General features: G+C 58.6%; 21 protein-coding genes. 17 read left to right on the top strand and 4 right to left on the bottom strand.

Translation table 11 applies throughout. The features are described from left to right. Positions 1-29: 29 nt before the first annotated feature. The 3 genes from VIL80_RS01500 to VIL80_RS01490 form a co-directional block, all read right to left on the bottom strand. Positions 30-776 (bottom strand): SDR family oxidoreductase, encoded by a 747-nt coding sequence (locus VIL80_RS01500; RefSeq protein ID WP_332034395.1) that lies wholly within the window; start codon positions 774-776, stop codon positions 30-32. A 146-nt stretch (positions 777-922) separates the two neighbouring features. Then, entirely contained in the window at positions 923-2,071 is a 1,149-nt protein-coding gene (locus VIL80_RS01495) for a PilT/PilU family type 4a pilus ATPase (protein WP_332034394.1), read from the bottom strand. 271 nt (positions 2,072-2,342) lie between these two features. Then, a complete protein-coding gene (locus tag VIL80_RS01490) occupies positions 2,343-3,377 on the bottom strand; it encodes a type IV pilus twitching motility protein PilT (RefSeq protein ID WP_332034393.1) in 1,035 nt (344 codons plus the stop codon). Positions 3,378-3,476: 99 nt separating this feature from the next. Between VIL80_RS01490 and VIL80_RS01485 the strand changes: the two genes are divergently transcribed. The 17 genes from VIL80_RS01485 to VIL80_RS01405 all read left to right on the top strand — a co-directional run bounded on the left by VIL80_RS01485 (position 3,477) and on the right by VIL80_RS01405 (position 18,226). Beyond that, complete coding sequence (locus VIL80_RS01485; RefSeq protein WP_332034392.1) at positions 3,477-4,181, top strand: YggS family pyridoxal phosphate-dependent enzyme; 705 nt, start codon at positions 3,477-3,479, stop codon at positions 4,179-4,181. Between the two features lie 46 nt (positions 4,182-4,227). Beyond that, complete coding sequence (gene proC, locus VIL80_RS01480; RefSeq protein ID WP_332034391.1) at positions 4,228-5,055, top strand: pyrroline-5-carboxylate reductase; 828 nt, start codon at positions 4,228-4,230, stop codon at positions 5,053-5,055. Positions 5,056-5,066: 11 nt separating this feature from the next. Then, entirely contained in the window at positions 5,067-5,672 is a 606-nt protein-coding gene (locus tag VIL80_RS01475; RefSeq protein ID WP_332034390.1) for a YggT family protein, read from the top strand. 166 nt (positions 5,673-5,838) lie between these two features. Next, entirely contained in the window at positions 5,839-7,815 is a 1,977-nt protein-coding gene (locus VIL80_RS01470; RefSeq protein WP_332034389.1) for a dynamin family protein, read from the top strand. A gap of 72 nt (positions 7,816-7,887) precedes the next feature. Further along, complete coding sequence (metX, locus tag VIL80_RS01465) at positions 7,888-9,087, top strand: homoserine O-succinyltransferase MetX (RefSeq protein ID WP_332034388.1); 1,200 nt, start codon at positions 7,888-7,890, stop codon at positions 9,085-9,087. Next, a complete protein-coding gene (gene metW / locus VIL80_RS01460; protein ID WP_332034387.1) occupies positions 9,084-9,677 on the top strand; it encodes a methionine biosynthesis protein MetW in 594 nt (197 codons plus the stop codon). The genes metX and metW overlap by 4 nt, the downstream gene beginning before the upstream one ends. 106 nt (positions 9,678-9,783) lie before the next feature. Continuing rightward, positions 9,784-10,233, top strand: coding sequence for a DUF4426 domain-containing protein (locus VIL80_RS01455; RefSeq protein WP_332034386.1), 450 nt, complete (start codon positions 9,784-9,786; stop codon positions 10,231-10,233). A gap of 112 nt (positions 10,234-10,345) precedes the next feature. Beyond that, positions 10,346-10,990 (top strand): RdgB/HAM1 family non-canonical purine NTP pyrophosphatase, encoded by a 645-nt coding sequence (gene rdgB / locus VIL80_RS01450; protein WP_332034385.1) that lies wholly within the window; start codon positions 10,346-10,348, stop codon positions 10,988-10,990. A gap of 3 nt (positions 10,991-10,993) precedes the next feature. Continuing rightward, the gene (gene hemW / locus VIL80_RS01445) at positions 10,994-12,220 is read left to right on the top strand and encodes a radical SAM family heme chaperone HemW (RefSeq protein ID WP_332034405.1); all 1,227 of its coding nucleotides are present in this window, start codon (positions 10,994-10,996) and stop codon (positions 12,218-12,220) included. A 182-nt stretch (positions 12,221-12,402) separates the two neighbouring features. After that, positions 12,403-12,729: a thioredoxin TrxA gene (gene trxA / locus VIL80_RS01440; protein WP_318955605.1), complete on the top strand. Its 327-nt coding sequence runs from the start codon at positions 12,403-12,405 to the stop codon at positions 12,727-12,729. Between the two features lie 442 nt (positions 12,730-13,171). Then, on the top strand, positions 13,172-14,431 hold the full coding sequence (rho, locus tag VIL80_RS01435; RefSeq protein ID WP_105102741.1) for a transcription termination factor Rho: 1,260 nt from the start codon (positions 13,172-13,174) through the stop codon (positions 14,429-14,431). Positions 14,432-14,729: 298 nt separating this feature from the next. After that, on the top strand, positions 14,730-15,014 hold the full coding sequence (gene rbp / locus VIL80_RS01430; protein WP_318955604.1) for an RNA-binding regulator: 285 nt from the start codon (positions 14,730-14,732) through the stop codon (positions 15,012-15,014). A gap of 187 nt (positions 15,015-15,201) precedes the next feature. Further along, positions 15,202-16,665, top strand: a complete 1,464-nt coding sequence (gene ubiD, locus VIL80_RS01425; RefSeq protein WP_332034384.1) for a 4-hydroxy-3-polyprenylbenzoate decarboxylase — start codon at positions 15,202-15,204, stop codon at positions 16,663-16,665. 154 nt (positions 16,666-16,819) lie between these two features. Further along, the gene (locus VIL80_RS01420; RefSeq protein ID WP_332034383.1) at positions 16,820-17,026 is read left to right on the top strand and encodes a hypothetical protein; all 207 of its coding nucleotides are present in this window, start codon (positions 16,820-16,822) and stop codon (positions 17,024-17,026) included. Between the two features lie 54 nt (positions 17,027-17,080). Beyond that, positions 17,081-17,533 (top strand): thioesterase family protein, encoded by a 453-nt coding sequence (locus tag VIL80_RS01415; RefSeq protein ID WP_332034382.1) that lies wholly within the window; start codon positions 17,081-17,083, stop codon positions 17,531-17,533. Positions 17,534-17,668: 135 nt separating this feature from the next. Next, on the top strand, positions 17,669-17,845 hold the full coding sequence (locus VIL80_RS01410) for a PLDc N-terminal domain-containing protein (RefSeq protein WP_332034381.1): 177 nt from the start codon (positions 17,669-17,671) through the stop codon (positions 17,843-17,845). Between the two features lie 27 nt (positions 17,846-17,872). After that, positions 17,873-18,226, top strand: coding sequence for a cupin domain-containing protein (locus tag VIL80_RS01405; protein WP_332034380.1), 354 nt, complete (start codon positions 17,873-17,875; stop codon positions 18,224-18,226). Between the two features lie 5 nt (positions 18,227-18,231). Here the strand turns inward: VIL80_RS01405 and VIL80_RS01400 are convergent, their stop codons facing one another. Continuing rightward, positions 18,232-19,299: an alpha/beta fold hydrolase gene (locus VIL80_RS01400; RefSeq protein WP_332034379.1), complete on the bottom strand. Its 1,068-nt coding sequence runs from the start codon at positions 19,297-19,299 to the stop codon at positions 18,232-18,234. Positions 19,300-19,308 lie beyond the last annotated feature (9 nt).

The following is a 19,308-nucleotide window of genomic DNA, read 5'->3' as shown; positions in this document are numbered from 1 at the left end:
GTTTCCGATTTTTTAGAAGGATTCCAGAATCAAAGCCCTCCGGTCACATCGATGAATGTGCCGGTTGAGAAAGAGGCATCATCACTGATGAGCCAGGCAATGGCAGCGGCAACCTCTGAGTCCTGTCCGCCGCGGCCCAGTGGAATGCGTGATGCCAGCCGCTCGACTCGCCCGGGTTCGCCACCATCCGCATGCATTTCTGTGTGGATAAGTCCGGGGCGCACGGCATTCACCCGAATCCCTTCTCCAGCCACTTCTTTGCTCAGGCCGACGGTCAGAGTATCCACGGCGCCCTTACTTGCTGCGTAATCCACATATTCATTGGGTGAACCACTGCGGGCGGCACCGGAGGAAACATTGACGATGGTTCCGCCATTGCCTCCACGCTGCGTGGACATACGCCTTACCGCTTCGCGACAGCAGAGCAGAGTGCCGGTAACGTTGGTCTGCAAAATTCGGTTGATGCGCTCGGCGGTAAGTTCTTCCACACGCATCTGTTTCAGCAGTATGCCGGCATTATTGACCAGTGCGGACAGCCTTCCGTAGTGCGCATCCACTTTGCCGAACAGCCGCTCGACATCCTTTTCGCGGGCAATGTCCGCCTGTACGGCGATGGCCCGCGCGCCAAGCTTGGTGCATGCGTCTACCACTCGCATCGCATCCGATTCCCGTTGCCGATAGCTGATGCAGAGGTCGTAGCCTCGCGCTGCCAGCAATTTGGCGGTGGCGGCACCGATGCCGCGACTGCCGCCGGTGATCAATACAGCCGGCCTCATGGCAACGTCAATCCGGCTTTGGTCAGTCGTGCGCTAACTTGTTCCAGCTCCAGGAATTCCATGGTCAAAACTCACCAATTCTATTCTGTGCATAAAAAAGGGCAGGGGCGTTGCCGCGCCTGCCCTTGCTTTGGCGTTCGCCGATATCAGTAAATGCTCGGACCGCCACTGCCGTCGGAGTCGCTGGCAAGGCTGAGTTCATCCGCGGCGCTGTTGAGGTACTCGGCGTCGGACTCGGACTTGAGCTTGATCATCAGGCGCAGGTCGTTGGCAGAGTCGGCGTGCGACAGGGCGTCTTCGTAGGTGATTTCACCGCGGTCGTAGAGTTCGTACAGGGCCTGGTCGAAGGTCTGCATGCCCTGCTCGGTGGAGCGCTTCATCAGCTCCTTCATTTTGTGTACCTCGCCCTTGCGGATCAGATCCGACATCAGCGGGGTGTTGATCATGATCTCAAGACAGGCGCGGCGGCCGTCGCCATCCGGTGTCGGTACCAGCTGCTGCGCGACCATGGCGCGGAGGTTCAGTGACAGGTCCATCCACAACTGCTGGTGCCGGTCGGCGGGGAAGAAGTGGATGATCCGGTCGAGGGCCTGGTTGGCGTTGTTGGCGTGCAGGGTACACAGACACAGGTGACCGGTTTCGGCGAAGGCGATGGCGTGGTCCATGGTCTCGCGTGAACGCACCTCACCGATGAGGATGACGTCGGGCGCCTGACGCAGGGTGTTTTTAAGGGCGGTCTCGAAGGAGTCGGTATCGAGGCCCACTTCGCGCTGGGTAACAATGCAGCCGCGGTGCTGGTGGATAAATTCGATGGGGTCTTCGATGGAGATGATGTGACCCTTGGAGTGCTCATTGCGGTGGCCGATCATGGAGGCGAGCGAGGTGGATTTGCCGGTACCGGTGGCACCCACGAAGATGATCAGGCCGCGCTTGGTCATGGCCAGTTCTTTGAGCTGCTCTGGCAGGCCGAGGCCGTCGATGGTGGGGATCTTGGTTTCGATCCGACGCAGCACCATGCCGACCAGGTTGCGCTGGAAGAAGGCGGAGACCCGGAAGCGGCCGACGTTACGCACGGAGATGGCGAAGTTGAGTTCCTTGCTTTCGATGAACTCTTTTTTCTGCCGCTCGTTCATGATGCCGATGACGAGTTCGCGGGCTTTTTCCGGCGTGAGCGCGGTGGTGCTGACCGGCACGATCTTGCCGTGCAGCTTGATGGAGGCGGGCACACCGGCAGTGATGAACAGGTCGGATGCGCCTTTTTCAGTCACCAGTTGTAGGAGTCGTTCGATTTCCATGTTTAAACACCGCTTCGTTTTTATCGGGTTCCGGGGACTACTTTGATTGAGTCCTGTGGCGGTTGGGCAACGGGGGCGGGTTTTCAGGACCGCTGTGAACCCATCCCTGGGCGCTTCGGCGCAAACATCCTGTTTGCGACGATCCTGAAAACCCGCCCCCGGTACCCAACCTTCAATTCAAGTTTTGATACTGCGTCAGCTGAATAGCAACTTGTCCGTCATCCCGGCCCGGAGCCGGGATCCAGTTTCCTAAGTGCCTTGGATAGATCCCTTAGAAATTCTCCGGCATCTTCGCTTTTTCACGCGCGACTTCGCGACTGACGATGCGTTTTTCCACCAGGTCCTGCAGGCACTGGTCCATGGTCTGCATGCCGACACTGGCGCCGGTCTGGATGGCGGAGTACATCTGCGCGATTTTGTCTTCGCGGATCAGGTTACGGATCGCCGGGGTGCCGCGCATGATTTCGTGGGCCGCCACGCGGCCGCCGCCGTTGCGCTTCAGCAGGGTCTGGGAGATGACCGCCTGCAGGGATTCCGACAACATGGAGCGCACCATGGCTTTTTCCTGCGCCGGGAATACGTCCACCACACGGTCGATGGTTTTGGCGGCGGAGGTGGTGTGCAGGGTGCCGAATACCAGGTGGCCGGTCTCCGCGGCAGTGAGTGCCAGACGGATGGTCTCGAGGTCGCGCATCTCGCCCACGAGGATGATGTCCGGGTCTTCACGCAGTGCGGAGCGCAAGGCTTCGGAGAAGCCGTGGGTGTCGCGGTGGACTTCCCGCTGGTTCACCAGGCATTTTTTCGACTCGTGTACGAATTCGATCGGGTCCTCAATGGTGAGGATGTGTTCGTACTTGTTGTCGTTGATGTAGTCGATCATCGCCGCCAGGGTGGTGGACTTACCGGAACCGGTGGGGCCGGTGACCAGTACCAGGCCGCGGGGGGTGTCGGAGATCTGCTTGAACACCTGGCCCATCCCCAGGTCTTCCATGGTGAGTACCTTGGAGGGAATGGTACGGAACACGGCGCCGGCACCGCGGTTGTGGTTGAACGCGTTCACACGGAAGCGGGCGACACCCGGGACTTCGAAGGAGAAGTCGGTTTCCAGGAACTCCTCGTAATCCTTGCGCTGCTTGTCGTTCATGATCTCGTAGATCAGGCCGTGTACCTGCTTGTGTTCCATGGGCGGCAGGTTGATGCGGCGGACGTCACCGTCGACCCGGATCATTGGCGGCAGGCCGGCAGAGAGATGCAAGTCGGAAGCGTTCTGCTTGGCGCTGAAGGCGAGGAGTTCTGTAATGTCCATACTGCTACCTTTATTGTTCTCTTAACTTACTCTTGTCGATATGACGCGGGGGCAGTGAGCGCATAGAATGCCCGCCGAGCAAAATTTGGGTTCCAGTATATGCGTAAAGGGTTGAGAGGGTCGATTGTCGAGAACCTCAATTCTGTGACTGAGCGAATCGTCACAGCCTGTCGATTTTGTGAGCGGCCGGCGGATGCCGTCACTCTGCTGGCGGTGTCGAAAACCCGCCCGGCGGCGGATTTGCGCGCCGCCTATGCGGCTGGCCAGCGCCACTTTGGCGAAAACTACCTGCAGGAAGCGCTGGACAAACAGGCAGAACTGACGGACCTGGATATTGTGTGGCATTTCATCGGCCCGCTGCAGTCGAACAAGACCCGGGATGTGGCGGCGCACTTTGACTGGCTGCACACGGTGGATCGTCTCAAGGTCGCCAGGCGCCTGTCCGAACAGCGCCCGGCGGATATGCCGCCGCTGAATATCTGCCTGCAGGTGAATATAGACGCTGAAGAGAGCAAGTCGGGCGTCGCCCCCGAAGAATTGCCGGCGCTGGCAGCAGCGGTGGCGGGCCTGCCGAACCTGAGGCTGCGCGGACTGATGGCAATTCCGGCACCGCGCGGTGCCAGCGAGGACCAGCGGATTCCGTTCCGGCAACTGGCGACGCTGCTTGAGGCGCTGAAAACACAGCTGCCGGAGCAGCCACTGGATACCCTGTCCATGGGGATGTCCGGTGATATGGAGGCGGCGATCTTTAGCGGCGCCACGATTGTTCGCATCGGTACCGACATATTTGGCGCGAGAAACTAGCCGCGCGGATTGCGCAAGGTGCAGACAGAATTACCAGGAGCTAGCGATGTCTGAATACAAAATGGTCTTTATCGGCGGTGCGGGCAATATGGCCGGCGCGGTCATCGGCGGGCTGGTGGCGAGCGGCTATCCGGCCGACAACATCGTCGCCACCGGGCGCGACGAGCAGAAGCTCAGGGATTTTGTCGCGCGTACCGGGGTGCGCGGCAGCACCGACAATCTCACCGCCATCCGCAATGCCGATGTCATCGTGCTTTCCGTCAAACCGCAGGTGATGAAAGAACTGTGCGAGACCATCGCCGCGGATGTGAGTGCTCGCAAACCCCTGATTATCACGCTGGCGGCGGGTATCCCGCTCGCGGCCTATCAGCGCTGGCTGGGTGCCGGGGTGCCCATCATCCGCGCCATGCCGAATACACCGGCATTGGTTGGCACCGGGGTTACCGGCCTGTATGCGGGCGACGGGGTCACCAGTGAGCACAAGTCTGTCGCCACCCAGATGGCGGACGCCGTGGGTATTGCGCTGTGGGTGGATGAAGAATCCGGCATCGACCAGGTGATCGCCGTGTCCGGCTCCGGCCCGGCCTATTATTTCCAGTTTATGGAATCCATGATCGATGCTGCCGAGAAGGCTGGTATGAACCGCACCGACGCAGCGCGTCTTACCTTGCAAACCGCACTGGGCGCGGCGAAACTTGCGGTGGCCAGCGACATCGATGTGGCGCAACTGAAGCGCAATGTCATGTCCCCGAACGGCACCACCGAGCGCGCGATCAAGCGCTTTCAGGACGGTGGGCTGCCCGAGCTGGTCGAACAGGCCATGAGTGACTGTGCCGCACGCGCGGCGGAAATGGCGAAAGAACTGGATAACTAAAAGGACTTTTGATGGTCAGTACCTTCAGCAATATCGGCGTATTCATTCTCGCCACCCTCGGTATCCTGTTCCTGTTTGCGGTCATCCTGCGCTTTATGCTGCAGCTGGCGCGGGCGGATTTTTACAACCCGATCTCCCAGGGCATCGTTAAAGTCACCAATCCGCTGCTGCGCCCGCTGCGCAAGTTGGTCCCCGGGTTCTTCGGCATCGATATGGCCTCGGTTGTGCTGGCTTTGCTGGTGGGTTGGGTAATGATCATGGGCGCGGGCTTCCTCGCCGGCGCCGGCCTGCTGAATCCGCTGTCGGCGCTGTTGTGGTCCCTGCTCGGCTGCCTGATGACGCTGATTGCGATTCTGTTCGTCGGCATGCTGATTTCCATCGTGGTCAGCTGGGTTGCGCCCCACAGCAGCAATCCCGCCCTGATGTTGCTGCGCCAGCTGCTGGAACCGGTGTACGCGCCGGTGCGCAAAATCATCCCGCCGCTGGGGGTGATCGATATCAGCCCGATTTTCGTGTTTATCCTGCTCACGGTGGCGGACAAGCTGTTGATGGGGTTCGCGCGCAGCGCCCAGATGCCACAGCTCGTGTATAACCTGTTCTGGCACATTCCGTTCTGATTGGTCCCGGGAGTCGGACAGGCCGGCTCCCATCTGACTTTCCTGCCAATTCCAATCCTGCGTTTCCAACCAGTTCGCGAAACCCTCGCAATGGGGTTTCGCTCGCCGTCTGCATGCTGGAAAATGGCATGCAAATCTGTAAGTAGTAACAATAAGAACTCCAAACATGGAAGATGCGACCTTGCGCCAGCACATTGCCGATTACGACCGGTGGAAAAAGGGGCTCGACAGTCAGTTCAAGCGTTTCAGCTTCTGGCTGGAGGAGCATTTTCCCAACTCCGCCGGCGCCCGCCAGGTGGTCCAGCAGGCCCGCCAGCTGCTAGTGGATGACCAGTTCACCGTGGCGCTGGTAGGGGAGTTTTCCCGCGGCAAGACCGAACTGATCAACGCGCTGCTGTCCCACACCTATGGCAAGCGACTACTGCCGTCGCGCCCGGGTCGCACCACCATGTGTCCCACAGAAATCTTCAGCGATGGCAGCGAGCAGGCGTCCGTGCGCCTGCTGCCCATCGAGACGCTCGCCACCAACACCAGCCTCGAGAGTTTCCGCCGCATTCCGCAGAAGTGGGTGAATTTCGATTTTGATCCGGACGATGCTGAGGCCACCCGCGAGGCGCTGATGAGAGTGGCCGCGACCAAGGCGGTGACCCCGGAAGAGGCCGCTCGCTACGGCTTTGATCGCCGCCACCTGGATGGCAACGGCAATCTGGTACAGATTCCCGCCTGGCGCTACGCGCTCATCTCTCTGCCGCACCCGCTGCTGGCCCAGGGCCTGCGCATCATCGACACTCCGGGGTTGAATGCGCTGGGCAACGAACCGGAGCTGACCCTGTCTACCCTGCCCGGCGCCCAGGCCGTGGCTTTCCTGCTTTCTGCCGACGCAGGGGTGAGTGGCACCGACCTGAATATGTGGGAAACCCACCTGGTGCCGCTCAAGCAGCACCGCGGCACGGCGGTAATGGCACTGCTGAACAAGATTGATGTGCTGTGGGACGATCCGGACGAGGATTGCGAGCAGTTGGTGCGCAAGATGCGCGCCGAGGTGAGCAAACTGCTGGATCTGCCGCAGGAAAGCGTGGTCGGAGTATCCGCCAAGAAGGCGCTGCTGGCTCGTGCCCAACGCGATCCGGCGCTGCTGAAGCAGAGCCGCTTTGGCGAATTCGAAGTGCTGCTGGTGCAGCGTCTGATGGATCACCGGGAAAAGGTGGCCAACCACCGCTCGCTGCACCAGGCTCTGATGTTGATGGCGGATACCCGCGATCTGCTGAAGCGCCGTTTGAACAGCGGTCGCGCCACCCTGGAGCATTTGAAACGCCACGGCGCTACCAGCCCGGAGCAGGTGGAAGAACTGAAGCAGTTGCATCAGACCGCCAAGGAGCAGCACAAGTACTGCCACCAGGAATTGCTGACGCTCAAATCCAGCCAGCGCATGCTGGCACGCCAGCGCGCCTCACTGCTGGCGCCGATATCCAGCCAGCAGCTGCAGCAATTGATCGAGGAGACCCGTCGTGCACTGAACGAACGCTGGTCGCCGCTGGGACTGGCGCGCGCCATCGACGGTTTTATGGGCGGGGTGGAGCACCAGTTGTCCAATCTCGAGCGCGAGGTGGATCAGGCCAATCGCCTTGTGGATGCGGTCTACGACCGCTCCAGCCTGAGCAACGTCATTTCCGCCGAGCACCATTTCGATATCGCCGGTTTCCGCGCGGCGCTGCGCGGTCTGCACCGGCAGGCGGCGCAGCTGCGCCGCTCACCGCAGCTGCTGCTGGCCCGTCGCAACCGCCTGACCGAGCGCTTTGTGGCGACGCTGGCGAACGAGGTGGGGCGGGTATACAGCCAGATGATTGCCGCGGTGGATGGTTGGCTGGAACAGGTGCTGGAGCCGCTGAAGCAGCATGTGCAGTACCAGAAGCACCTGCTGAACCGCCACCTGATCAAACTGACGGAGCTGAAGCAAAAGACCCAGAGCAAACGCACCGACCTGCGCGCGCTGGAGGAAGAGCTGTTGCGCAACCACAGTGCGCTGGGTGATCTGGAGGACCTGCTCAAGCAGACCCAGGTCGCGCCGCAGCCCATTGCACCGGCGCCGGTGGCGACGGTGACCAACAACGTGACGCCACTAAAGGCGCCCGCCACCGTGTAATTAAAGTGCTGACCGGGGCGGTGTACTCACGCCGCCTCCTTCCGTAAACTTGGCGCCCCGCCAAGCAACCACATGCGAAAGATTTTGACCACGGAAGCGCAATCTCCCCGTTCGGGAATCCCGGCCGATTCGGTCGGCATCGTCGAGCCGCAAAGCCATACCTTTCCCGGGCCGTTCAAACTGGCCTGCGGCCGCGTACTCGACGAATACACCCTGATGTATGAAACCTACGGGACCCTGAACGCCGATAAAAGCAACGGGGTGCTGATCTGCCATGCGCTTTCCGGGCACCACCATGCTGCCGGTTACCACAGCGAAAGTGACAAGCGCCCGGGCTGGTGGGATCACTACATCGGCCCCGGTAAACCCATCGACACGAATAAATTCTTTGTGGTGGCGCTGAACAATCTCGGCGGCTGTCATGGCTCCACCGGCCCCGCATCTATCAACCCCGCCACCGGCAAGCCCTGGGGCCCGGATTTTCCGCCGCTGCGCGCGCGCGACTGGGTCCACAGCCAGGCGCAGCTGGCGGATCTGCTGGGTATCCAGCAGTGGGCTGCGGTGGTGGGCGGCAGTCTCGGCGGTATGCAGGCGATGCGCTGGTCGCTGGAATATCCCGAGCGCCTGCGCCACTGTGTGGTGATCGCCTCGGCGATGAAGCTGTCCGCGCAGAATATTGCGTTCAACGAGACCGCGCGCCAGGCGATCACCTCCGACCCGGATTTCCGCGACGGCCGCTATCTGGAAGAAAATACCCTGCCGCGCCACGGCCTGGCGGTGGCGCGCATGATCGGGCATATCACCTATCTGTCCGACGACGGCCTCGGTAAAAAATTCGGCCGCGAGCTGCGCTCCGGCACTTTCGAGCAGGGCGTTGAGGAGCTGGTGGAATTCCAGGTGCAGAGTTACCTGCGTTACCAGGGCGATTCCTTCTCCGGCAGTTTCGACCCGAACACCTATATCCTGATGACCCGTGCGCTGGATTATTTTGATCTGGCGCGGGAGTACGGGGACGATCCGGTAGCAGCGTTTTCCCATGCGCGCTGTAAATTCCTGCTGGTTTCGTTCACCTCCGACTGGCGCTTTGCGCCAGAGCGTTCGCGGGAAATCGCCGATGCGCTGATGCACGCCAATGTGCCGGTCACCTACGCAGAGGTGGAGTCTCCCATGGGGCACGATGCCTTCCTGCTGCCCAACGAGCGCTATGAAAAAGTGTTTGCCGCCTACATGAACAACGTTGCCAGCGAGTGCAGCGCGGAGGTGACCGCATGACGCGCAAGGACCTGGCAATAATTGCCGATTGGGTTGCACCCAAGGCCCGCGTGCTGGATCTCGGCTGTGGTGACGGCGAACTGCTGGCGCAGCTGGCAAAACAAAAACAGGTGAGCGGATACGGGTTGGAAATCGATCCGGTACAGATCCAGAAGTGTGTCGAGCGCGGCGTGAATGTGGTGGAGCAGAACCTCGACAAGGGGCTCGCGAATTTCGCCGACCAGAGCTTTGATACCGTGGTGATGACCCAGGCCCTGCAGACGCTGCGCTCCCCACACCTGGTGGTGGAGGAAATGCTGCGGGTGGGGCGCGAGTGCATCATTACCTTCCCCAACTTCGGTCAGTGGAAGGCGCGCTGGCACCTGGCGTTTTCCGGGCGCATGCCGGTGTCGGATTTATTGCCATTTGAATGGTACGACACGCCGAATATTCACTTTTGTACTTTCAGGGATTTTGAAGTGCTGTGCCGCGAACGCAACTGGCAGATCCAGCACCGGCAGGTGGTCTCCGAGTCCACGGTTTCCGGGGTTTTGAAGGATTTTTTACCGAATCTGTTCGGTGAAACGGCGATTTACCATCTGACTCGCTAATATTGTTGGCAGAAGGTTGTATAACACGTCACTGCAAGATCTTTAGCGGTCCCGTTGTGGTGGCGATTAGCACAAGAGCAATACACGGGAATCATAGGAGGACGCTGTGAAACGTCTGTATGCTGCATTTATCTCCATCGCCATGCTGTTGTGGGCAGCCACAGCGGCGGCGCAGGGTGCCAAGGTCATCGAAAACTTTCAGGATTTCGGTGAATACCGGGTTACCTATTCGGTGTTCAACAGCGATTTCATCTCACCGGATATCGCGCGACTCTACAATCTGGTGCGTGCCCGCGACCGCGCTTTCGTGAATATTTCCGTGAGTAAAAAGGGCGAGCTTCAGGGGACCAGCGCGGGCGTTTCCGGTAATGCCACCAATCTGATCCAGCAGTCGCGGGCGCTGGAATTCCAGGAGATTCGCGATCAGGAGGCCGTGTATTATCTGGCTCCTTTCCGGTTTGAAAATGAAGAGAGTCTCACCTTCAATATCGACCTGGTATTGCCCGACGGCAGTTCCCAGCAACTTACCTTCCGCCGTCAGCTGCACAAAAACTGATTGGCGCTGAATCCCATCACAGCGGGCCTGTTGCGCTCGCTGTTTGCGTTTGCCGACGCCCAATTCCGATGTTTTCGGATTCTGATGCTAGTACCTGAAATAGAAAGCCCCCATGGATAAGATCGTCCTCGCCAGCGGCAACGCCGGCAAGTTGAAAGAGTTTTCCCAGTTGTTTGCGGGCTGGCAGATCGCGGTGTTGCCGCAGTCGGATTTTGTTAGCGAGGAGGCGGCGGAGACCGGCCTCAGCTTCATCGAAAATGCGCTGATCAAGGCGCGCCACGCCAGTCGCGCCAGTGGCCTGCCGGCGCTGGCGGATGATTCCGGACTCGCGGTGGATGCGCTCGGCGGCGCGCCGGGTATCTACTCCGCGCGCTACGCGGGTGAGGGTGCCAGCGATGCCGACAACAATCGCAAGTTGTTGCAGGCGCTGGAAGGCGTGCCGGCAGAATTGCGCACTGCCAGCTTCCACTGCGCGCTCGCGTTTGTGCGTACGCCGGAAGACCCTGTGCCGCTGGTGTGTACCGCGCGCTGGCAGGGCCTGATCCTGAATCATCTGGCGGGTGACCAGGGATTTGGTTACGACCCGTTGTTCTATGTTCCCTCGGAAAAACTGACCTCGGCACAGCTGCCGCGAGAGGTAAAGAATCGTCTCAGCCATCGTGCCCGGGCGGTGAAAAAGTTTGAGCAGCTGTGGCACGAGGAAATGGTGTTACCGGAACAGCAGCACCCTGCGGGCTCCGGCAAGACGCTGTTCTGAGTGATGCCCATGGCCAACGATTTACTGCCCCTGCGACTGCCCCCACTCAGCCTCTACGTGCACATCCCCTGGTGCGTGCGCAAATGCCCCTACTGTGACTTCAACTCCCATGTGGCGACCCATATCGCCGCTGGCGCCGAGCCCAGCGGTGATCAGTTGCCAGAGGTGGACTATGTGGACCAGCTGGAGCGCGATCTGCGCAGCCAGCTGCCATGGGTACAGGGGCGCAAACTGGGTTCAATCTTTTTCGGCGGCGGTACGCCAAGCCTGTTTTCGCCGGCGGCCATCGGGCGGATTCTGGATCTGGCGGAATCCCTGGTGGGCTTCACAGAGGGGATCGAAATTACCCTGGAGGCCAATCCTGGCACCTTCGAGCAGGCCAAGTTTGCCGGCTACCACAGTGCCGGGGTCAATCGCCTGTCCATTGGTGTGCAGAGTTTCGACCCGCTGCAGCTGCAGAACCTGGGGCGCATCCACACCGGGCCCGAGGCGGAAACTGCCGCTACCCAGGCCTGCAGCGCGGGCTTCGACAATATCAACATCGACCTGATGCACGGCCTGCCGGGGCAGTCGCAGACCGATGCACTGCGGGACTTGCAGCGCGCGGTGGACCTGGGGGTTGAGCACATCTCCTGGTATCAGCTAACGATCGAACCCAATACCGCGTTTTACTCGGCACCCCCGGTCACCCCCGGTTCTGAGGAGATCGCAGCTATCCAGCAGGCGGGCAGGGCGTATCTGGCGGAGCAGGGCTATGGCCGCTATGAGGTCTCCGCTTACAGTCGCGCCGGCCTCGCTTCACTGCACAACCTGAACTACTGGTCATTTGCCGACTATATCGGCATTGGCGCCGGCGCCCACGGCAAGTTCACCCTGCCGGACAGCGGCCGCATTATCCGGACCCAGCGCACCCGTACCCCGCGTGATTACCTCGCGCTCGGTTGTGCGGTCGGCGAGGGCGGCCTCGATTTTCCGCTGCCCAGGGTCGCCGAAGTGGCGGTGGAGGAGCGACCGCTGGAGTTCCTGATGAACGCGCTGCGCCTGGTCGAGGGCGTGCCCGCGGAGTCCTTCGCCGCCTATACCGGGCTGCCGCTGTCGGCGCTGGCGCGGGAGTGGCAGCGGCTGGAGGCGATGGAGCTGGTGGTCCCGCTGGAATCCCGTATCGCTACCACCGCATTTGGTTATGACTATGTGGACGAGATCCTGCAGCGCTTTTTACCGGCAGGCTGACCGGCCATCGAGCGGCCTTGAAAATTGCATGGTTGGTCCCCAGATAGAGGCAAATGCCAACTGTTATGGCGAAATGCCAATGGTGGCGAGCCCATTTGCCTTGCGGGGCCTGCAGGCGCTACTTATCATGTCTGCCGACGAGGCCCCCGAGCCCGAAGAATACAGAACCACAGGAAACCACTATGAGCGCGAATATCGTCAACGTCACAGATGCAGAATTTGAAGCCGAAGTACTCAAGGCCGAAGGTCCGGTACTGGTGGACTTCTGGGCCCAGTGGTGCGGCCCCTGCAAGATGATCGCGCCGGTTCTGGAAGACCTGGCCGGTCACTACGGCGAGAAACTGAAAATCGTCAAAGTGGACGTGGACTCCAACAAGGAAGCGGCGGCCAAGTACAACGTGCGCGGCATCCCCACCCTGCTGCTGTTCAAGGGCGGTAATGTGGAGGGCACCAAGGTGGGCGCCCTGTCCCGTGCACAGCTGACCGAGTTTATCGACAGCCAGATCTGATTCCTCGTCAGATCCCTGGTCCCGGGGCGCCTTGTGCGCCCCGTGTCGTTTATGGCCGTTTACGGCGCGTGAAGCGCCAATAACAGGCGCCCCGGGTCGATGAAATAGGCCTTGCAGGATGCCGAACTGCCGTTATACTGCCTAGTAATCAAGTTAACAGTTCAGTCCAAATCTGAGCCAAGTCGCCAACCCCGCTGTCGATCCAGCCTCTCCGGCGCATACTCCTCAAGTTGAACGACCCACCCCCTGGCGCCTTTGCCATATCAAGCGTGCCAATGTGAGCGGTAATCCGTTTTCCGAAGAGTGATGAATTGCGTGCGGTCAGCCAGTCCGTCGGCAGGTCTTTACGGGCAACACCAACATCGAACTTTCAACTCCCTCCGCAGAAACATCCGGCGTGTCCGCGCCAACGGATAGCAGAAACCTCTATAAAGCAATTGGTATGAATCTTTCTGAATTAAAAACAAAACCCATTGAAGAACTGATTGAAATTGCCAAGGGCATGGGGCTCGAGAACCTCGCCCGCTCGCGCAAACAGGACATCATTTTCAATATCCTCAAGCGCCACGCCAAAAGCGGTGAAGACATCTACGGCGAGGGTGTATTGGAAATTCTTCAGGATGGATTTGGTTTCCTGCGCTCGGCCGACTCTTCCTACCTCGCCGGCCCCGATGATATCTATGTTTCCCCCAGCCAGATTCGCCGTTTCAACCTCCGTACCGGCGACTCCATTTCCGGCAAGATTCGCCCCCCCAAAGAAGGTGAGCGCTATTTTGCCCTGCTGAAAGTCAGCGATATCAATTTCGACAAGCCGGAAAACGCCCGCAACAAGATTCTTTTCGAAAACCTCACGCCACTGTTTCCCAATGACCGCCTCACCCTCGAGTGCGGAAACGGCTCCTCCGAAGACCTCATCGGCCGTATCATCGACCTGATCGCTCCCATCGGCAAAGGCCAGCGCGGCCTGATCGTGGCGCCGCCCAAGGCCGGTAAAACCATCATGTTGCAGAACATGGCCCAGGCCATCACCCGCAACAATCCGGAGTGCCACCTGATCGTCCTGCTGATCGATGAGCGTCCGGAAGAGGTTACCGAGATGCAGCGCTCGGTGCGCGGTGAGGTGGTAGCGTCTACCTTCGATGAGCCGCCGGCCCGCCACGTGCAGGTTGCGGAGATGGTCATCGAGAAGGCCAAGCGCCTGGTGGAACACAAGAAGGACGTGGTGATCCTGCTGGACTCCATCACCCGTCTGGCTCGCGCCTACAACACCACGGTGCCAAGTTCCGGCAAGGTGCTGACCGGTGGTGTGGACGCCCACGCCCTGGAGCGCCCGAAGCGCTTCTTTGGTGCAGCGCGCAATATCGAGGAGGGCGGCAGCCTCTCCATCATCGCCACCGCGCTGGTGGATACCGGATCCAAGATGGACGAGGTTATCTTCGAGGAGTTCAAGGGTACCGGTAACATGGAGCTGCAGCTGGACCGCAAGATCGCCGAGAAGCGCGTCTACCCGGCCATCAATGTGCGCCGCTCCGGCACCCGCCGCGAAGAGCTGCTGATGCCGGAAGGCGAGATGCAGCGGGTCTGGATTCTGCGCAAGCTGCTGCACGATATGGAAGACCTTGCCGCCACCGAGTTCCTGATCGACAAACTGAAGGACTTCAAGACCAACGACGAGTTCTTCCTGTCCATGAAACGGAAATAAATCCTATACAGAATAAAGGCCGACGGTTTGCGTCGGCCTTTTTTGTATCGTTTAGATTATTTTTGCAATGCGACGAATGAGGCGGGTAATTACGCCGATTCCTGTTGAAATGGCAGGGCGTTAGGCATATAAAGGCCAGCATTGCGGCGTAAATGACCAATGTTTACGCCACCCGAATTGGTCACAGGCGGCTGGGAAGTCGGCTGAACCCAGACCAATCTCAACTGGATAACGTGGTGGAGCTGGTTATCCAATTGTGAATGCTCGACAGCCCACTTACCTCTAGTGAGACTTTTTTGTGAATATCTATATCGGAAATCTGGCCTACGGCGTAACCTCTGACGATCTGCACCAAGCTTTCGGTGCGTTCGGTGAAATCTCCCGGGCTACTGTAATCACTGACCGGGAAACTGGCCGTTCTAAAGGTTTTGGTTTCGTAGAAATGCCGAACGACGACGAAGCGCGTAAGGCTATCGAAGGAATGAATGACCAGCCGCTGTCTGGCCGTAACATCCGTGTTAATGAAGCCAAGCCGCGCGAAGACAACCGTGGCGGTGACCGCCCGCGTCGTCCCCGCTTCTAAGTTATCGCTTAGATGCTCGGCAGCCCGCAGCTAGTGCTGCGGGTTGTTCAAATCCCCCTCCAGCCTCTTCGTCCTACCTCTCCGGTACGACGGTCTGCTCTCGTTTGTTCCCCGCTTTTCCATTTTTCCCCATTTGCTCGCGACTGTTTTACACTGCCCGCTGAATTTTCTGGTCTACCGGTAAAACATGAAATACAAAGACCTGCGCGACTTTATCCGCTTGCTGGAAAAGCGCGGATTGCTGAAACGCATCAAACACCCTGTCAGCCCTCATCTGGAAATGACCGAAATTGCCGATCGCGTATTGCGCGCTGGCGGTCCCGCCCTGCTGTTTGAAAACCCCACCGGCTACGATACCCCGGTACTCGCCAACCTGTTCGGCACGTCCGAGCGCGTTGCCCTCGGTATGGGTCGCGAATCGGTCAGCGAGCTCAGGGAGGTGGGTGAACTACTCGCGTTTCTGAAGGAGCCGCAGCCCCCGGAAGGATTCAGGGACGCATGGGAAAAACTCCCCATCTTCAAGCAAGTCATGAATATGGGGCCGAAGGTGGTCAGCAAGGCGGACTGCCAGGAAATCGAGCTGGATAGCGATGACATTGACCTGGCTCGCCTGCCAATCCAGACCTGTTGGCCGGGAGATGCCGCACCGCTGGTTACCTGGCCCCTGGTCATCACCCGCGGGCCGGAGAAGAAGCGCCAGAACCTCGGTATCTACCGTATGCAGCTGATCGGCAAGAATCGCCTGATCATGCGCTGGCTTTCCCACCGTGGTGGTGCGCTGGACTTCCGCGACTGGCAGATGAAGTTTCCCGGTGAGCCCTTTCCCGTTGCCGTTGCCCTCGGTGCCGATCCTGCCACTATCCTCGGTGCGGTTACCCCGGTACCGGACACCCTTTCCGAATACGCGTTCGCGGGACTTCTGCGCGGTGGCAAAACCGAAGTTGCGGAAGCGAAGCTCAGCAACCTGCAGGTGCCTGCCAGCGCCGAATATGTACTGGAAGGCTTTATCTACCCGGAGGATATGGCCGATGAGGGGCCCTACGGTGACCACACCGGTTATTACAATGAGGTAGACAGCTTCCCGGTATTCACCGTGGAAAAAATCACCCATCGCAAAGACCCCATTTACCACAGCACCTATACCGGCCGCCCACCGGATGAGCCCGCGGTGCTGGGGGAGGCGCTCAACGAGGTGTTCGTGCCCATCCTGCGCAAGCAGTTCCCGGAAATCGTCGATTTTTATCTGCCCCCGGAAGGCTGCTCCTACCGCCTTGCGGTAGTCACCATGAAGAAGCAGTACCCCGGCCACGCCAAGCGCGTGATGATGGGCGTGTGGTCTTTCCTGCGGCAATTTATGTACACCAAGTTTGTTATCGTCACCGATGACGATGTAAACGCGCGGGATTGGAAAGATGTGATCTGGGCCATGACGACCAGGATGGACCCGGCCCGTGACACCGTTATGGTGGAAAATACCCCCATCGACTATCTCGACTTCGCCTCGCCGGTATCCGGGCTCGGCTCAAAAATCGGCTTTGACGCCACCAATAAATGGGAGGGGGAAACCACCCGCGAGTGGGGCAGACCGATCGTCAAAGATCCGCAAGTCACACAGCGAATTGATGAAATCTGGAACAAGCTTGGCTTGTAATTCATATCGGAGCTTCGGAATAGAAGCGACATAGGGAAGTGTGAGTGTTTATATGCCGGCATCAATATGCAGCTATGGCGTGTATATAAACACTCATCAATGAATAAAACTGTTATATTTCAGCGAATATTCCAAGGACCAGGAAGCACACAACATGAAAAAATCGTCTATCGCCACTTTGGTTACCGTTCTGGGACTGCTTACCGCCGTTTTAAGTCAAATAATTTTGAACGGCGACAATGGTAATTTTGCCTTTGGTTTGAGTTCAGATTTTTGGGGTGGTTTTGTCATTAGTGCCGGGATTGGCCTGATGCTGGTGCTTATGTCGTTGCTCTACTCTAAGCCTAAAAGCTCCAGTTGATAGGCATACCAGTCTCTCGCGAAATGCCACCCCCTCCGGCTACGGAGCAGTAATATGTACACCAAGACGCTGTATGCTGGTTGGGGTGACATGGATTTCAACTCCCATATGCGGAACACCGCGTATCTCGACAAAGCCGCGGATGTGCGCCAAATGTATCTCATGGAACACGGGTTTCCGATGGAAGAGTTTTTCCGTCTGAAGATTGGTCCGGTTGTCATGAAAGATGAAGTTGAATACTTCAAGGAAGTCGGTCTGCAGCAACAAATTACGGTGACTTACACGCTCGCTGGACATGCAGACGACGGCAGTCGTTTTCTACTCCGTCATGAGGTCATCCGTCCCGATGGTAAGCTGAGCGCGCGCGTCACAAGTGCGGGCGGATGGCTTGATCTGAATGAACGGAAATTAATTGCACCACCTCCAGCGCTGTTGGCAGCGATGAATTCGCTTGAGAAAACCGATGATTTCGTCGTGCTGCCTTCAAGTGTAAAAACGCACACCTAAATAGCTGGTCGGTTAATCAGCGCTTTCAATAACCCTGTGTCGTGCGGTATCGGTTAGAGGTTGCAGAGGCCTTCAAGCTCAATTGATGGGCCGAAAACATACTCGCAAATTCTGTAAATGAAATAGGAGGTTCCTGTGGAAGGTTTGTTGGGCTTACTGATTTTTATTGCGGATATCTACGCCATCATCAAAATTCTACAAAGCTCCGCGAGTGGGCTGAAGAAACTTATCTGGGTACTGATCGTGTTGATTCTGCCAGTGATCGGTTTGATCGCATGGTTTTTTGCCGGCCCCGGCGGCAAGTCGGGTTAATTGGCTGCCTGAGCGGTTCCTGAATCCATGAAATGCGTTGTCACCAATGTCCTGTCGATGCTTCCGGACGCAACACAGGGGGAGGTGTTTGACAGTATTGTGGAGGGCGCTCATGTCAGGGTGGAGCGTATTGTTTCCAGAGGACAGGTGACGCCGGATGGGGAATGGTACGACCAGGCTGAACACGAGTGGGTGCTGGTGCTCGCGGGAACCGCACGGCTTCAGATTGAGCAGTCTACCGCTGGAAATGTTGCGCCATCGTGGCGGGAGGTCACTCTTGCACAAGGTGATTGCCTGAATATCCCCGCCCACTGCAAGCATCGGGTCAGCTGGACGGACCCCCTGCGGCCCACCGTCTGGCTGGCCGTATTCTACCGCTGACTGGTTTATCCGTTACTTTGCAGAAATTCCGTCATCGCCTTGATGTAACGGTCGAAGGCTTCGTACTGCGGCACATGACCGACGTTTTCCAGCTCCACCAGTTTTGCCTGCGGGATTTTTTCGGCGGCACTTTTTCCCAGCAGATCATAACGGCCGAGTTGCGGTTGCGCTGATGCCGGTGCGCGGTTGCGACCGATAGCGGTCTTGTCGCGGGTGCCAATAATTAGCAGCGTCGGTGCGTTGATGTCGGGAAATTCATACACCACCGGCTGAGTAAACACCATGTCTGATGTGCGCGCGTCAATAACCGCAATTTTTTCCGCATCCGCGCCAATCGTCCATCCGCCCTGAATGTCCAGCAGGGGGTTGTACTCGGGTTTCCATTTGCCATCGAAGTAGGCCTGGGTCATGTAACCTTTGACCATCTCCGGTGTCTGCCTTTTCTCCGCGGCAATCGCTTCTTCAATGGGCTGGTAGGGTACGACCTTTTTCCAGTCTTCCAGACCGATCGGGTTGATCAGAATCAGTTTTTCCACACTCTGCGGATACATCAGCGCAAAGCGTGCCGCGAGCATACCCCCCATGGAGTGGCCAGCTACGTGTACCTTGTTGATGTCCAGGTGCTCGAGCAGTGCATTGGTATGTTGTGCGAGTGCCTGAAAGCTGAACTGGAAACCCAGTGGCTTGCTGGATTTGCCGAATCCGATCTGGTCCGGGACGATAACGCGGTATCCCCGGTCGCTGAGGGCTTGAATGGTGGATTGCCAGTAGGCGCCGGAAAAATTTTTTCCGTGGAGTAGTAGGGCGGTACCTAGCGGCGGCTTGTCTGCCGTATTCGGCTCTATGTCCATGTAAGCCATGCGCAATTTCTCGTCGTGGCCGTTTTCCACAGGTTGCTGGCTCGGCAGCGGGAGAAATTTTACAGGATAAGGGTAGGGGTAATTGCTAAGCAGGGCGTCCCGGGGCTGAATCTGGTAATTCTCCGCGGCAGCCGCGAGGGGCAGCTGCGGCAGAAAAACGGCAACGGTGCAGAGCGCGCCTAAGCATGCGCGCAGCGCTTTTCGATTCATCATTTATTTTCC

It is taken from the genome of Microbulbifer sp. (assembly GCF_036563125.1).
In the GTDB taxonomy this organism is placed as follows: domain Bacteria; phylum Pseudomonadota; class Gammaproteobacteria; order Pseudomonadales; family Cellvibrionaceae; genus Microbulbifer.
The sequence above is the reverse complement of the archived record's forward strand: the minus strand, read 5'-3'. Positions and strand labels throughout refer to the sequence as shown.